We start from the raw sequence: 14,933 nt of genomic DNA on the forward strand, positions 1-14,933 counted from the left end.
TTTTACTCGTCTCAAACCCGGATATCAACGTGCTTCAAAGAGGTTGTTTAAGAACTCTTCGAAGCATTTTTATTTAGAACTATTCAGAATTTATATTCGATTAATAAAGCAAATTGGTGGATTTTTGGGCATTTGTAAGGAATGGATAGGTATATGCATGAGAATATTAAATTTGTACAAATAGTCAGAAATATGGTATTGTAAGCAATTCGTATATTGTCTGTTAACTTGCTATAATAAAGTTTATTAGTTCTTAAAGAGAGAAAAGTACATACACAGAAGCATTTGGACTAATAAACAGAGAAAGGGTGGTTGGGTTATGAAAAAACTGAATATTTTGTTTATTATTGCACTGTTGGCTTTTGTACTAGCTGCATGTGGATCAGATGAAGATGCTGACTCGGGTGGAGATAGTGATGGAAATGCATCAGGAGATAGCCAAGAGTTTGACTTGGTAGAGGATGGAAAACTAACTTTTGCAGCGTCTGGTGAATTCAAACCGTTTAGCTTTATGGAAGATGGAAAGATGGTCGGTTATGACATTGCAGTTGCAGAAGCGATTGCAGATAAGCTAGGACTTGAGGCTGTGCAGCAAAAGGCTAAGTTTGCAGCTATCGTAACTGGGGTAAAACAAGGTCGGTATGATATAGCTGTAGCGAGTCACACAATCACTGAAGATCGGTTAAAGGAAGTTGATTTCTCTGAGCCATATTATTATTCTGGTCCTGTAATTTACACAAGACCTGATAGTGATATTGAATCAGCTGAAGATCTAAATGGTAAAGAGATTTCTGTATCAAGGGGATCTACTTATGTAGCACTTGCACAGGAATATACAGAAAATATTCCACAAGTAGACAGTGATGTTGTAGCACTTCAATCACTTTCAAAAGGTCATCATGATGCGGTGATCACAGATAAAATTACTGGTCAAACTGCAATTGATAACGGCTTAGAAATTGAAAGTCGTGGACAATTAGGTGTCAGTGAGCAGGCTGTGGCGGTTCCAAAAGATAAAGATAAATTACAAGAAGCAATTAATCAAGCATTAAAGGAATTAAAAGAAAGTGGTAAGTTAAAGGAATTAGCAATGGAATGGGTTGGTGTAGATATCACCGTGAAGCCTGAAGAAGCTAAGTAATTAAATAGAAATGATGCAAATGTGCGCAGAGATTGCGCACATTTGTCTTTAAAAGGAGTTGAATCGTATGGAAGCTATTACGCATTTTTTCGAGGTGTTTATAGGTAGTTTTGATCTGTTTGTTGAGGGTCTTAAGCTAACCTTTTTATTATCAGCAGCTTCGTTAGTGATTGCCTTTATCATTGGGTTAATTTTTGCTATCTTTAAAATTTCTAATATAAAAATCTTGGAATGGATTGCTGACGCGTACATTTGGATTGTGCGAGGTACACCACTGATTGTTCAAATATTCGTCCTCTATTATGGTTTGGCGGAAATCATACTTCTTTCTCCATTTTGGGCTGGAACAGCAGGGCTTGCCTTTCATAGCGGGGCTTATATAGCCGAAATAATACGTGGTTCAATCCAGTCAATAGATAAGGGACAAAGAGAAGCTGGGCGTACGCTTGGGATGACTCAAGGACTGACTATGCGAAGAATTATTTTACCTCAGGCATTTCGTCGTGCAGTCCCATCTCTTGGTAACCAGTTCATTATTGGAATCAAGGACTCCTCACTCGTATCATTTATAGGTATGCAGGAATTGTTTGGTGTCGCCAGTACGCAAGGATCCAACAATTTTGATTATCTACCATACTATATAACCGTAGCAGTTTATTACTTATTTATCGTACTAATACTTACTTTAATTGTTAATAAACTTGAGAAAAAATTGGCTAAAAGTGATTAACGGAGGGGGTTTAGCATGAGCGAGAAACAGGAAATGATAAAAGTTGAGAAGTTAAACAAATCATTTGGAGATTTACACGTATTAAAAGATATTGACATGACAGTGAAAGAAAGCGATGTTGTAGTGCTGATTGGAGCAAGTGGATCAGGGAAGAGTACTTTATTGCGTTGCTTAAATTTCCTTGAGATGAAAAATAGCGGAAAAGTTATCATTGAGGGCGAACAAATTGAAAAAGAAACACATGATCTAAATAAAATTCGTGAACGTGTAGGAATGGTATTTCAACATTTCAACCTTTTCCCACATAAAACGGTATTAGGAAACGTGATCGAAGCACCAACACAAGTGAAAGGCATAAAAAAGGAACAAGCAATAAAAGATGGTAAGGAACTATTGGACAAGGTAGGACTAGGTGACAAATACGATGTGTATCCATCAACATTGTCAGGCGGACAAAAACAACGCGTTGCTATTGCACGTGCTTTGGCTATGAAACCGGAAGTGATGCTTTTTGATGAACCAACATCAGCACTTGATCCTGAATTAGTCGGTGAGGTACTATCAACCATGAAAGAGCTTGCTGAAGAAGGAATGACGATGGTAGTTGTAACACACGAAATGGGATTTGCACGTGAAGTTGGCGATCGGGTTGTTTATATGCATGATGGTAAAATCGTGGAACGTGGAGTTCCGAACGAATTATTTGATAATCCAAAAGAAGAACGCACACAAGCATTTTTAAGTTCCATTTTATAAAGCAAAGAACGCTGCTACATTTTTATGAAGCAGCGTTCTTTTTTATTTTTTACGTTTTAGAAAAAATATTCCTATACCAATTAAAGCTACTGGCCAAAATTGCTCGATTAGTTCTAAAAATTGATAAACCCAGTTTAGATATGGTGGTAAATTTACGGAAAAGATTACAATTAGTGATAAACTAATAAGAAGAAGTCCAGGGAATAATCTTTCTTTTGTTTTAAGAAATCGCACGATAAAGGCAATGCCTACAATAAGCAAATAAACTCCCCAGTGGTCGATCCAAAAAGAATAGTGATTCACACCGTGATAGTGGACTCCGAGTCCCAAAATTATAGTGCCACTAAATAAATTTTGATAGTCTTTTGTTTTGTAGCTATGTATAAGGAAAGCAAGTCCGATAATAATAAAAAGAGTAGGCCAGGAATAAAAGTCTGTGAATATTGGAAGCCTAAGTTTACTAAGGAGAAAGTATAATCCAAATCCAATCAACAAATATCCTGCGAAAGCGTGTTGTTTTTTCATAAGTATTCCTTTCTGTATATGTTACAAGTTGATTTCTTGCTTATAGCATACTGTTATGATAAAGTACTTACGAGTTCATTATCAACTATTTTATAGTAATAATTTTATCATAACGGATTCGAAATCTGTTCACATTTCATCAAAAATACTACTTATTTTTTATGTTATAATAAAAGAAGAATTTTGTTTAAGATTTGTTGGGGGTAGATCGTGTTGCACATACTAAAAGTAGGATTTAACTATAAATCAGCCCCAGTAGAAATCAGAGAAAAACTAACATTTTCTGAGCAAGACATTGATAATGCGATGTTGCTTTTGAAAACACAAAAGAGCATTTTAGAGAATGTAATTGTTTCTACATGTAACCGCACTGAAATATATGCGGTGGTTGATCAAATTCATACTGGACGCTATTATATAAAACAATTTTTGGCAGAATGGTTTCAGCTTGATAAAGAGGAGTTTTCTTCTTATTTGCGAATTGCAGAAAGCGATGGTGCAGTAGAACATTTGTTTAGAGTGTCCGCTGGCCTTGATTCTATGGTATTAGGTGAAACGCAAATACTTGGACAGGTAAAACAAGCATTTTTAACTGCTCAAAAAATGAAAACGACAGGAACCATTTTTAATGAGCTATTTAAGCAAGCAATAACATTTGCTAAGAAAGCACACAAAGATACAGCTATAAGTGAACATGCTGTGTCTATTAGTTATGCAGCAGTAGAGTTAGCAAAAAAAATATTTGGTGATTTACAAAATAAACACATTGTCATTTTTGGTGCTGGGAAAATGGGCGAATTAGCAGTTAAGAACCTTCATGGGTCTGGTGCAACGAAAATAACGATGATTAATCGTACATTTGAAAAGGCGGTTGAACTAGCAGAAAAGTTTGATGCTAATGCGGAACATTCAGAAAACCTTGTTGAAGTAATGCAAGATGCGGATATTTTAATTAGCTCAACTGGTTCAGATTCTGTTGTGATTACGAAAGAAATGCTTGAACCGCTACAGAAAAAACGTAAAGGCAGTCCGCTTTTCTTAGTTGACATAGCAGTACCGAGAGACATTGATCCTGCAATCAGCAAGTTAGATAGTATTTTTCTATACGACATCGATGATTTACAACATATAGTAGATCAAAATCTCCATTCGAGAAAACAAGCTGCTGAAAAAATCGAAATCATGCTAGAAGCTGAAATTGTTACATTTAAAGCTTGGTTACAGACCCTTGGTGTGGTACCAGTTATTTCTGCCCTAAGGCAAAAAGCAATGTCCATTCAAGCGGAAACGATGGAAAGCATCGAGCGAAAAATGCCTGAGTTAACTGTTAGAGAAAAGAAAGTTTTAAGTAAACACACAAAAAGCATTATTAATCAATTGTTAAAAGAACCAGTTACACAAGCTAAAGAGCTTGCGGCTGGAAAAGACTCTGATGAAAAACTAGCATTGTTCATGGATATATTTGGCATTAAAGAAGAAGTACAAGAAGAAATGGACAAGCAATCTAAAAAAAACAGTGTAAGCATCGATGCAAAATCAGATCAGAAAGTATCCTTTCCTTTAGTAGAAAAATTATCAACTAATTAAGATGAAAGGATAATAAATATGTTTGAATCAAGATGGCTCTATGAAATTATTCTAATCATTTATGGCTTAAGTTTGATCGGATACTTCATTGATTTTATTCAAAGTAACCAGAAGGCTAATCGGATTGCCTTCTGGTTACTTAGTATGGTTTGGATTATTCAAAGCTTTTTTTTATTTAAACAAGCATTCTTAGAGAACAGTTTTCCAGTTTTATCTTTATATGATGGTCTCTTTTTTTATTCCTGGGTACTGGTCACATTTTCATTACTGATTAATCGGATATTTTCTATACACTTTATCGTCTTTTTTACAAATTTATTCGGTTTCTTTATTTTACTAATGTATATATTAACAGAAGCTCAGCAGGAAGGATTAGAACACGGCGTGCAACTTGTGAATGAAATACTCATTACGCATATTACACTGTCCATTGTTTCCTATGGCTTTTTCACACTCTCCTTCTTGCTTTCGATTATGTACTTGGTTCAATATCGATTATTAAAAAATAAACAGGGCATGAAATGGATGTGGAGGTTAGGTGATTTAAAACAGCTTGATCGTTATTCATTTATTGCTATAACGCTTGGTGTACCATTATTATTACTAGGTATTATCCTTGGAGTTGTCTGGGCATATGTTGCTAATGCCGAGTTTTATTGGTTCGATTTAAAGACATTCGGTTCTATATTTGTACTGGGAGTATATGCCCTTTATTTACTGCTACGAATGGTAAAAGGGTATCAAGGGAAATCAATTGCGATTTATAACACTGCAGCTTTTTTAATCTTACTTATTAACTTTTTGCTATTTAGTTTATTATCTAATTTTCACTTTTAAGGAGGAGACAAGACCATGCGTAAAATCATTGTTGGAACTAGGAAAAGTAATCTTGCTTTAACACAAACCAATTGGGTTATTAACGAATTGAAAAAAGCTGGTGTTCCGTATGAATTTGAAACAAAGAAGATTGTGACAAAAGGTGATAAAATCCTTGATGTAACGTTATCAAAGGTTGGGGGTAAAGGGCTGTTTGTAAAAGAGATTGAACAAGCCATGTATGATAAAGAGATTGATTTTGCCGTGCATAGTATGAAAGACATGCCTTCTGACATGCCTGAAGGACTATCCATTGCGTGTATTCCAGAACGAGCTGATCACCGTGATGCCTATATTGCAAAAGGCCACGTAAGATTAACTGATTTACCTAAAGGTGCTATAGTTGGAACCAGTAGTTTAAGACGTGCTGCTCAAGTGTTAGCACAGCGTCCGGATGTAACTATCAAATCAGTACGGGGAAACATAGAAACGCGTTTACGCAAACTTCAGGAGGAAGCTTACGATGCTATTATTTTAGCAGTTGCTGGAATGCAACGTGTCGGTTGGAATGAAGATATCATTACTGACTTCTTGGATCCGGAGGTATGTTTACCTGCTGTCGGGCAAGGTGCACTTGCTATAGAATGCCGTACGGATGACGATGAAGTAAAAGAAATGCTCGCAAAAATAAATAATGAGTATACGACTAGAACAGTTACTGCAGAACGCACGTTTCTTAAACTTCTAGAGGGTAGCTGTCAAGTACCAATTGCCGGATATGCGTATTTAGAAAAAGATGAGGTTGTTTTAACCGCACTCGTTTCAAGTGCAGATGGAACAATTATATTAAAAGACACAATTAGAGGGAACGACCCTGTTGCAGTTGGAAAAGAAGCTGCTGCAAACTTAATTGCTCGTGGTGCAAAAGATATAGTGGATGAAGTAAAAGAAGAGCTTAATGAATAATGTTAAAGCCACTACAAGGAAAAGAGATTTTGATTACGAGGGAAAAAAGTCAATCACAATCTTTTGCTGATTTAGTTGAAGAATTAGGTGGTGTTCCTATCGAAATACCACTTATAAAAGTTACATGTAAGAATTACATTGGGGAAACCTATTTACTTGATCGTTTAGCAAGTTATCAATGGATTTTGTTCACCAGTGCAAATGGTGTTCACTGTTTTTTTAAATGGATAAAAGAGTACCAAATTCCTTTAAATAAACTTAATTCTGCTCAATTTGCAGTAGTTGGTCATAAGACAGAGAAGGTTTTACTTGAATATGGGATGACCGTAACTTTTCTTCCATCCGTATACAATGCAGAAGTAATGGCAACTGAATTCTTACAACAGGCTACAATTAATGGTCCCTTGTTAATAGTTAAAGGAAATAAATCCCGTGCGGTACTGCAAGAAGCCTTTACGAGAAGTGACGTTGCCTTTGATGAAATTGTAACCTATGAAACAAGCACTAATAGTGGTAACAAATCTGTATTAAAGAAGTATTTAAATAAAAAATATCCAGATTTTATTACGTTTACAAGCCCGTCATCTGTGGAAGCGTTTATCGAGGTGGTTGACAAAGATAAACACTTACCACGTATACAAAAAACACCTTGTGTGTGCATCGGATCAACAACTGAAAGATGCGCCAGTAAATTTAAGTTTGCTCAAACATTGACACCCGAACAGTTTACAACCCGAGGAATGGTAGACAGAATTGTCCGTTACATAAAAGAGAGAGGATAGATAGCAATGACTCGTAATTTAGACTTTAAACGTCATCGTCGACTGCGGACTTCATCCACTATGCGGTCAATCGTTCGAGAGAATCATCTACGAAAAGAGGATTTAATATACCCTTTCTTTGTCATTGAGGGGGAAGGTGTTCGTAACGAAGTATCTTCTATGCCCGGTGTTTTTCAACTTTCACTGGACAACATTGTTGACGAAATGAAGGAAGTCTATAACTTAGGAATCCCTTCTGTTATAGTATTTGGTGTACCAAACGATAAAGATGAGGTGGGTACTGGGGCATATGTTAATGATGGCATTGTGCAACAGGCGATCCGTCTTATTAAGAAAGAAGTACCGGGATTACTCGTTATAGCTGATACATGCCTATGTGAATTTACATCACATGGTCACTGTGGTGTCATTCATGATGGTGATGTTGACAATGATGAATCACTTGAATTATTGGCTAAAACAGCTGTATCACAAGTGGAAGCAGGTGCTGACATTATTGCACCATCTAATATGATGGATGGTTTTGTCATCGCAATTCGAACTGCTTTAGATGAAGCTGGCTTTACGTCGATACCTATTATGTCGTATGCAGTTAAGTATTCTTCAGCATTTTATGGTCCATTTCGAGAAGCAGCTGACAGTACACCACAATTCGGTGATCGGAAATCCTATCAAATGGATCCTGCAAATCGTCTGGAAGCAATCCGTGAGGCAGAATCAGATATAGAAGAGGGTGCAGACTTTCTTATTGTAAAACCAGCATTGTCTTACCTGGACATCGTTCGAGATATCAAGGATAGCTTTAATGCTCCAGTCGTTGCTTACAATGTAAGTGGTGAGTATGCGATGGTAAAAGCAGCGGCAATGAATGGATGGATTGATGAAAAATTGTTAGTTATGGAAAAGCTTACATCAATGAAACGTGCAGGAGCAGATTTAATCATAACGTATTTTGCAAAAGATGTTGCTAGATGGTTAAGTGAATAATTAGTTTCAAATTATATTAACGAGGTGAATACGCATGAAACAATTTGACAAATCAAGTGATGCCTATAAAGAGGCAGTAGATTTAATGCCAGGTGGTGTTAATTCACCAGTTCGTGCTTTCAAGTCTGTTGGAATGTCACCTATTTTTATGGAATCAGGTAAAGGTTCCAAAATTAATGATATAGATGGTAATGAATATATTGACTACGTATTGAGCTGGGGACCTTTAATTCACGGTCATGCAGATGATCGTGTTATTGAAAAACTTAAGGAAACAGCAGAAAAAGGTACGAGCTTTGGTGCACCAACATTAATTGAGAATAAACTAGCCCAGCTTGTCATTGATCGTGTGCCATCGATCGAAATGGTACGTATGGTTAACTCCGGTACGGAAGCAACCATGAGTGCGTTGCGTGTTGCTAGAGGATATACAGGTCGTGACAAAATTTTAAAATTTGAAGGAAACTATCATGGACACGGAGATTCATTGTTAATCAAGGCAGGCTCAGGGGTGGCAACGTTAGGTTTACCGGATAGTCCAGGAGTACCTGCATCGATTGCTGAAAATACCATTACAGTCCCATACAATGACATAGAAAGTCTGCGTCTTGCATTTGCTAACTTTGGTAGTGAAATTGCAGCTGTTATTGTTGAACCTGTGTCTGGGAATATGGGAGTTGTTCCTCCGAAAAATGACTTTTTACAAGAACTGCGTACGATCACAAATGATCATGGAACCGTCCTTATTTTTGATGAAGTAATGACAGGCTTTCGTGTTGATTATGACTGTGCACAAGGCTTTTTTGGTGTTACGCCTGATTTAACATGTTTAGGTAAGGTAATAGGTGGTGGACTTCCTGTAGGTGCTTATGGTGGAAAACGTGAAATCATGGAGAAAGTGGCTCCTGCTGGCCCGATCTATCAAGCTGGAACATTGTCTGGTAACCCACTTGCGATGGTCGCTGGGTATGAAACATTGAAAGCATTAACAAGAGAATCCTATACAGAATTGAATGAAAAAGTTGATGCGTTAGTAGAAGGATTCAAACAAGCTGCTATTGATTATGATATTCCGTTGTATATAAACCGTGCTGGTTCAATGGTGGGTGTATTTTTCACCAATGAACCTGTAGATAATTTCGAATGTGCAAAACAATCAAATCTGGATTATTTCGCACAGTATTACCGGGCCATGATTGAGGAGGGTGTCTTTCTTCCACCATCCCAATTTGAAGGACTATTCCTTTCAACAGCCCATACAGATGAAGATATAGAAAATACAATTAAGGCAATAAGAAATGCGTTTTCTGCGATAAATAAATAGAAATACCAAACATGCTATCGATACAATCGGTAGCATGTTTTTCTTATACCGACGTTTCCTTAAAACTTTTATACTTTCCTTACGTGTAAAAAATCATATAATCTCTATTTGTTTCATATAGTGATATAAAACATATGATTATTTTTAAGTGTTAGGAAGGAGGAAGTAATTTGTCACAAGAAAATGCGGTGTTTAGTTTTGAGTTGAATGAATCCTTATATTTTGAACGAGGACAGGGGGTTGCAGAAATTCTTGGTATATCCCTTGAACCCGAAATATCCATTCAACCATTTAATGATTATATTTCCATTAGGGGTGTTATTGAATTAAATGGGGAATATCAGAGAGTAGGTGAAGGTGAAGCAAGAGAAGACAATTTCTATGACTTGGATGATTATTCTACTCGACGTTATGTAGAACAGGTAGTTGAAGCTGAGCGCGGAGAAGCATCTTTTTCTCATCGTTTTCCTGTAGAGATTTCAGTTCCTACTTACCGTGTAAATGATATGAATGATGTTACAGTATCTATTGATTTCTTTGATTATGAAATACCTGATCAAAATCAGCTTAGATTGACATCGATAATTGCTATAAATGGTATAAATGATATAGTCGAATCAACGGAGGAAGTGCAAGTTGAAGATAGGGTGGAGGAGGAAGTTCTTCCTTCAGAAGAGATTGTCTCTCCAGAGGAAGTTATTTCTTCAGAAAAAGAAGATACGTTTCGTTTTGATATAAAGCAGCAGGTTGAAGAAGGTAACGAAGAAAAAGTGGAACCGCAGCCGCAGCAAACATACACTCGTGAACCGTATTTGGCAGCAGATGATTTTGATGATGAAGAATTGGTCGAGGATGAGTCGGATCGATCCCCTACTCCATCTGTTAAATCATCCGAAGATACTGAAGAAGAACAAACTAGTGGGGAGAAGATAGACTATCTATCAAATATGTTTAGACAAGACGAGGAAAATTACTCGAAAATGAAATTATGTATTGTTCAGGATAATGATACGATTGACACAATTGCACAAAGGTATAAAATCAATCCACTTAACATTTACAAACAAAATAATTTAGAAGATGAAACCATAAGTGAAGGACAGTTACTCTATATTCCCATAAATCAAAGCAAGTAAGTAAAGCAAGTTAGTCAAACAATAATCACCTATCCCCTTGTTTTTGTGGCAAGGGGACTGAGTGGTTTCGAATGTGGGGAGTTCTATGGATAATGATAAGCATATAAATACATATGGAGAACAGTTGACATTACCTGATATATTTCAAAAAGTCGGGTATGTTCATAACAGTACATTACAAACTATTTCAATTGATAAAGAAAAAGTACAAAAAGACTTTAAGCAATATCATGAAAAATGTATCCAATTACGTGAGCGTTTTGATCAATACATCGATGAATTTGAACAAAAAAGGTATATGTCACCTGTTGAACTATTGGTGTGTACCCAATATCGTAATATTGATTATCTATATAATGAGCTGGTAAACCGTATTGAACAATTTAATGATGAACTTTCACAAATTAACGAGTGGAAGTACTCTCGGTGTTATGGATATAAAAATATGAAACATTTGTTAGTGAAAAGACATTTATATCAAAACAGTCATGAACAATTTTTTCATGGTAATGCTGTAATGGATGTGATGTCAATGATTAAATGCCAAGCAACTTATTTTGAATGGGAGGATACAAGACTAACAGAGTATTTCTCTCTCTATTTGAAAGCGAATCAGTTAGAGCAAATTGAAATGTATTTGCTTGGATTATATTTGTTAGACCCTACCGACTATTTTCAAGCGGTAGAGGATTATGCAACTAAAACTACTAAAAAATCTATGATAGAACACGTGATCTTAATTAAGCAAACGCACCGCTTTCTACTTCAAATGTTGAGTTGGTCCAGAAAAAATCTAATTATAGAAAAAGATGATACGGATTAAATCCATTCTAGGTAAAAAGCAATAAAAATACCGATTATTATACCTAACAGGAACACATCAAATGTCGTTGGAAAAAACAATGTCCGCATGAGTTGAAAGATGAGAATTGGCAACGTGACTTTTTCCATAACAAAAATACAGTGTCTTGCCCAAGGTGGAATCTTGTACCGATAATATCGTGCCATATTTATCACGCCCTTCATATATAGAGGATGTTCAAGAAGTCACCAAATGATAAACGGTGAACTAATACGGCGACTTTTTGAACACGCACATATATAATTATTTTTATTATAATATGTTTAAGGATAGTGTTTTTGTGCAAGATATGTTAATAATACTTGATTTTATAGGAATAAATAGGTAATATAGATAAACAAACATTATATAAAAATGCTATGAATGGGAAGAGTACAGGATAATACCTTAAGAGAGGGAAACAGAAGCTGAGAATTTCCTAGGTCTATTAACTTGGAATGTCGCCCATGATGCTACTTCTTTGAAAACAGTAGAAGAAGTCGGATGAAATTCGTTAAAAGTGATGAGTGTGCAGGCTTTTTTATGCTTGCAAACAAAGGTGGTACCACGGAAGCAATCTTTTCGTCCTTTATAGGATGAGGGGATTTTTTTATTGCAAAAAATCAGTTCAAGGGAGGAACTAAGCATGTCAGAAAAACCAAAAAGTACGCTGCCTTCTAAATATGATCCGCAGTCCGTTGAGAAGAACCGTTATCAATTTTGGCTTGATGGGAAATATTTTGAAGCGACTGGTGATACAAAAAAGGAGCCTTTTACAATTGTAATACCTCCTCCAAATGTAACAGGAAAGTTACACTTGGGTCATGCATGGGATACCGCCATGCAAGATACCATATCCAGAATGAAACGCATGCAAGGATACGATGTGCTATGGTTACCAGGAATGGACCATGCAGGAATTGCAACCCAAGCTAAAGTGGAGGCAAAACTGAAAGAACAAGGCCAATCTCGTTATGATTTAGGGAGAGAAAAATTTCTTGATAAGGTATGGGAATGGAAAGAAGAGTATGCAAGCCATATTCGGAAACAATGGGAAAAATTGGGGCTAGGACTTGATTATTCCCGTGAGCGTTTTACCATGGATGATGGATTATCAGAAGCTGTACGTGAAGTTTTTGTTACACTATATAACAAAGGTTTAATTTATCGTGGAGAATATATTATTAATTGGGATCCAAAGACTAAAACGGCACTTTCAGATATAGAAGTTATTCACAAGGAAATTCAAGGTCACTTTTATCACCTGAGATATCCAATTAAAGATAGTGATGAGTCTATTGAAATAGCTACAACGCGTCCTGAAACAATGCTTGGTGACACTGCGGTAGCAGTACACCCAAAAGATGATCGTTACAAACATTTAATAGGTAAAAAAGTTATCTTACCTATCGTTGGGAGAGAATTAGAAATTATTTCCGATGATTATGTTGACATGGAATTTGGTTCAGGGGCAGTTAAAATCACACCTGCACATGATCCAAACGATTTTGAAATTGGAAATCGCCACAAGCTCGAACGCGTTCTAGTTATGAATGAAGACGGTACGATGAACGAGACTGCAGGTAAATACAAAGGACTGGATCGTTTTGAATGCCGCAAACAAATCGTTAATGATTTAAAAGAACTTGGTGTGCTTTTCAAGATAGAAGATCATACCCATACAGTTGGTCATTCTGAACGTAGTAACGCTGTTGTTGAACCATATTTATCTACACAATGGTTTGTTAACATGCAACCACTCGCAGACGCGTCTGTAGAAATGCAAAAAAAAGATGAAAAAGTTAATTTCGTGCCTGATCGATTTGAAAATACCTATCTACATTGGATGGATAATATTCGAGATTGGTGTATTTCAAGGCAGCTCTGGTGGGGACATCGAATCCCTGCATGGTACCATAAAGATACAAATGAAGTTTACGTTGGAAAAGAAGCACCAGCTGATATAGAAAACTGGGAACAGGATAATGATGTATTAGATACATGGTTTTCATCCGCATTATGGCCTTTTTCTACAATGGGATGGCCTGATGAAGATGCTGAGGATTTTAAACGTCATTTTCCTAACGATGTGCTTGTTACAGGATATGACATTATCTTCTTCTGGGTAGCTCGAATGATCTTTCAATCACTTGAATTTACTGAAGAACGTCCATTTAAGGATGTGGTGATGCATGGGTTAATTCGCGATGCGGAAGGTAGGAAAATGAGTAAGTCACTTGGTAATGGTGTTGATCCAATGGACGTAATCGACAAATATGGAGCAGATTCACTGCGCTACTTTTTATTGACAGGTTCATCACCTGGACAGGACCTCCGCTTTTATTGGGAAAAGGTTGAGTCTACCTGGAACTTCGCCAACAAAATATGGAATGCATCTCGTTTTTGTTTGATGAACATGGAGAATTTTTCTTATGAAGACATTGATTTATCAGGTGAAAAATCTATTGCAGACAAGTGGATTTTGACGCGATTAAATGAAACCATTGAACAGGTTTCAAAAAACACAGCAAAATATGAGTTTGGTGAAGCAGGTCGTCATTTATATAATTTCATTTGGGATGACTTTTGTGATTGGTATATCGAAATGGCTAAACTTCCATTGTACAGTGAGGACGCGCTCAGGAAAAAAACAACGCAATCTGTACTCGCTTATGTATTAGATAATACAATGCGTATGTTACACCCATTCATGCCATTTATTACAGAAGAAATTTGGCAAGAGTTACCACACTATGGTGAATCCATTACTGTTGCTAAGTGGCCTGAAGTTCGGAAGGATTTGCATGATGAACAAGCGATGAAAGAAATGGAACGACTTGTTTCTATCATAAAATCAGTACGCAACATACGTGCTGAAGTAAATACACCAATGTCTAAACAAGTAAAGCTCCTTGTTCAGGCTGAAGATGCAACAACAGTTACGGAATTAGAATTCAATCGAACCTATATTGAACGCTTTTGTAATACGAGTGATTTAGAAATTGCATCGGTTGTTGATGTTCCAGAAAAAGTCATGTCAGCAGTTGTAACTGGCATAGAATTATTTTTGCCACTTGAAGGTCTGATTGATATCGAAAAAGAACGTACGAGATTAGAAAGTGAATTAGAAAAATGGAATAAGGAAGTCGAAAGGGTACAGAAGAAGTTAGCAAATGAGGGGTTTGTTAAGAAAGCTCCAGAGGCAGTTGTAGCAGAAGAGAAGAAAAAAGAACAGGACTATCTAGAAAAACATGCCAAAGTAAAAGCTCGCTTAATGGAGTTAAATAATTAATAAAAACGGAATTTCATTTTAATGATGAAATTCCGTTTTTTTCTTAGGCT

General features: G+C 36.4%; 14 protein-coding genes and 1 other annotated feature. Of the genes, 12 read left to right on the top strand and 2 right to left on the bottom strand.

All coding sequences use genetic code 11. The features are described 5' to 3' along the window. The first annotated feature begins 319 nt into the window (after window positions 1–319). The 3 genes from AC3G7N_RS05010 to AC3G7N_RS05020 all read left to right on the top strand — a co-directional run bounded on the left by AC3G7N_RS05010 (window position 320) and on the right by AC3G7N_RS05020 (window position 2,627). Window positions 320–1,141, top strand: coding sequence for a transporter substrate-binding domain-containing protein (locus tag AC3G7N_RS05010; protein ID WP_489421044.1), 822 nt, complete (start codon window positions 320–322; stop codon window positions 1,139–1,141). A gap of 67 nt (window positions 1,142–1,208) precedes the next feature. Next, window positions 1,209–1,871 carry an amino acid ABC transporter permease gene (locus AC3G7N_RS05015; protein WP_489421045.1) on the top strand — a complete coding sequence of 221 codons (663 nt, stop codon included), beginning with the start codon at window positions 1,209–1,211 and terminating at the stop codon, window positions 1,869–1,871. 15 nt (window positions 1,872–1,886) lie between these two features. Continuing rightward, window positions 1,887–2,627: an amino acid ABC transporter ATP-binding protein gene (locus AC3G7N_RS05020; RefSeq protein ID WP_489421046.1), complete on the top strand. Its 741-nt coding sequence runs from the start codon at window positions 1,887–1,889 to the stop codon at window positions 2,625–2,627. A 42-nt stretch (window positions 2,628–2,669) separates the two neighbouring features. Here AC3G7N_RS05020 and AC3G7N_RS05025 read toward each other — a convergent pair whose 3' ends face one another. Beyond that, window positions 2,670–3,152 (bottom strand): LiaI-LiaF-like domain-containing protein, encoded by a 483-nt coding sequence (locus tag AC3G7N_RS05025; RefSeq protein WP_489421047.1) that lies wholly within the window; start codon window positions 3,150–3,152, stop codon window positions 2,670–2,672. 213 nt (window positions 3,153–3,365) lie between these two features. Here AC3G7N_RS05025 and hemA point away from each other — a divergent pair, with 213 nt between their 5' ends. From hemA to AC3G7N_RS05065, 8 genes are all read left to right on the top strand, one after another. Continuing rightward, on the top strand, window positions 3,366–4,739 hold the full coding sequence (hemA, locus tag AC3G7N_RS05030; protein ID WP_489421048.1) for a glutamyl-tRNA reductase: 1,374 nt from the start codon (window positions 3,366–3,368) through the stop codon (window positions 4,737–4,739). 18 nt (window positions 4,740–4,757) lie between these two features. Next, complete coding sequence (ccsA, locus tag AC3G7N_RS05035) at window positions 4,758–5,576, top strand: cytochrome c biogenesis protein CcsA (protein ID WP_489421049.1); 819 nt, start codon at window positions 4,758–4,760, stop codon at window positions 5,574–5,576. Window positions 5,577–5,591: 15 nt separating this feature from the next. Further along, window positions 5,592–6,521, top strand: a complete 930-nt coding sequence (gene hemC, locus AC3G7N_RS05040) for a hydroxymethylbilane synthase (RefSeq protein WP_489421050.1) — start codon at window positions 5,592–5,594, stop codon at window positions 6,519–6,521. Beyond that, window positions 6,521–7,303 carry a uroporphyrinogen-III synthase gene (locus AC3G7N_RS05045; RefSeq protein WP_489421051.1) on the top strand — a complete coding sequence of 261 codons (783 nt, stop codon included), beginning with the start codon at window positions 6,521–6,523 and terminating at the stop codon, window positions 7,301–7,303. The genes hemC and AC3G7N_RS05045 overlap by 1 nt, the downstream gene beginning before the upstream one ends. A gap of 6 nt (window positions 7,304–7,309) precedes the next feature. After that, complete coding sequence (gene hemB / locus AC3G7N_RS05050) at window positions 7,310–8,290, top strand: porphobilinogen synthase (RefSeq protein WP_489421052.1); 981 nt, start codon at window positions 7,310–7,312, stop codon at window positions 8,288–8,290. Between the two features lie 34 nt (window positions 8,291–8,324). Next, the gene (hemL, locus tag AC3G7N_RS05055; protein WP_489421053.1) at window positions 8,325–9,614 is read left to right on the top strand and encodes a glutamate-1-semialdehyde 2,1-aminomutase; all 1,290 of its coding nucleotides are present in this window, start codon (window positions 8,325–8,327) and stop codon (window positions 9,612–9,614) included. Window positions 9,615–9,784: 170 nt separating this feature from the next. Beyond that, a complete protein-coding gene (locus tag AC3G7N_RS05060; protein ID WP_489421054.1) occupies window positions 9,785–10,750 on the top strand; it encodes a LysM peptidoglycan-binding domain-containing protein in 966 nt (321 codons plus the stop codon). Window positions 10,751–10,835: 85 nt separating this feature from the next. Next, window positions 10,836–11,573, top strand: a complete 738-nt coding sequence (locus tag AC3G7N_RS05065; protein ID WP_489421055.1) for a hypothetical protein — start codon at window positions 10,836–10,838, stop codon at window positions 11,571–11,573. Here AC3G7N_RS05065 and AC3G7N_RS05070 read toward each other — a convergent pair. Further along, window positions 11,570–11,758 carry a YszA family small membrane protein gene (locus tag AC3G7N_RS05070; RefSeq protein WP_489421056.1) on the bottom strand — a complete coding sequence of 63 codons (189 nt, stop codon included), beginning with the start codon at window positions 11,756–11,758 and terminating at the stop codon, window positions 11,570–11,572. The two genes, AC3G7N_RS05065 and AC3G7N_RS05070, sit on opposite strands and share 4 nt — an antisense overlap. A 204-nt stretch (window positions 11,759–11,962) precedes the next feature. Further along, window positions 11,963–12,184 (top strand) — a binding site (T-box leader). Between the two features lie 53 nt (window positions 12,185–12,237). On the opposite strand from AC3G7N_RS05070, the gene AC3G7N_RS05075 reads away from it, so the two are divergent. Next, on the top strand, window positions 12,238–14,883 hold the full coding sequence (locus AC3G7N_RS05075) for a valine--tRNA ligase (protein ID WP_489421057.1): 2,646 nt from the start codon (window positions 12,238–12,240) through the stop codon (window positions 14,881–14,883). The last annotated feature ends 50 nt before the right edge of the window (window positions 14,884–14,933 follow it).

The sequence above is a fragment of the Virgibacillus carmonensis genome (assembly GCF_057836705.1).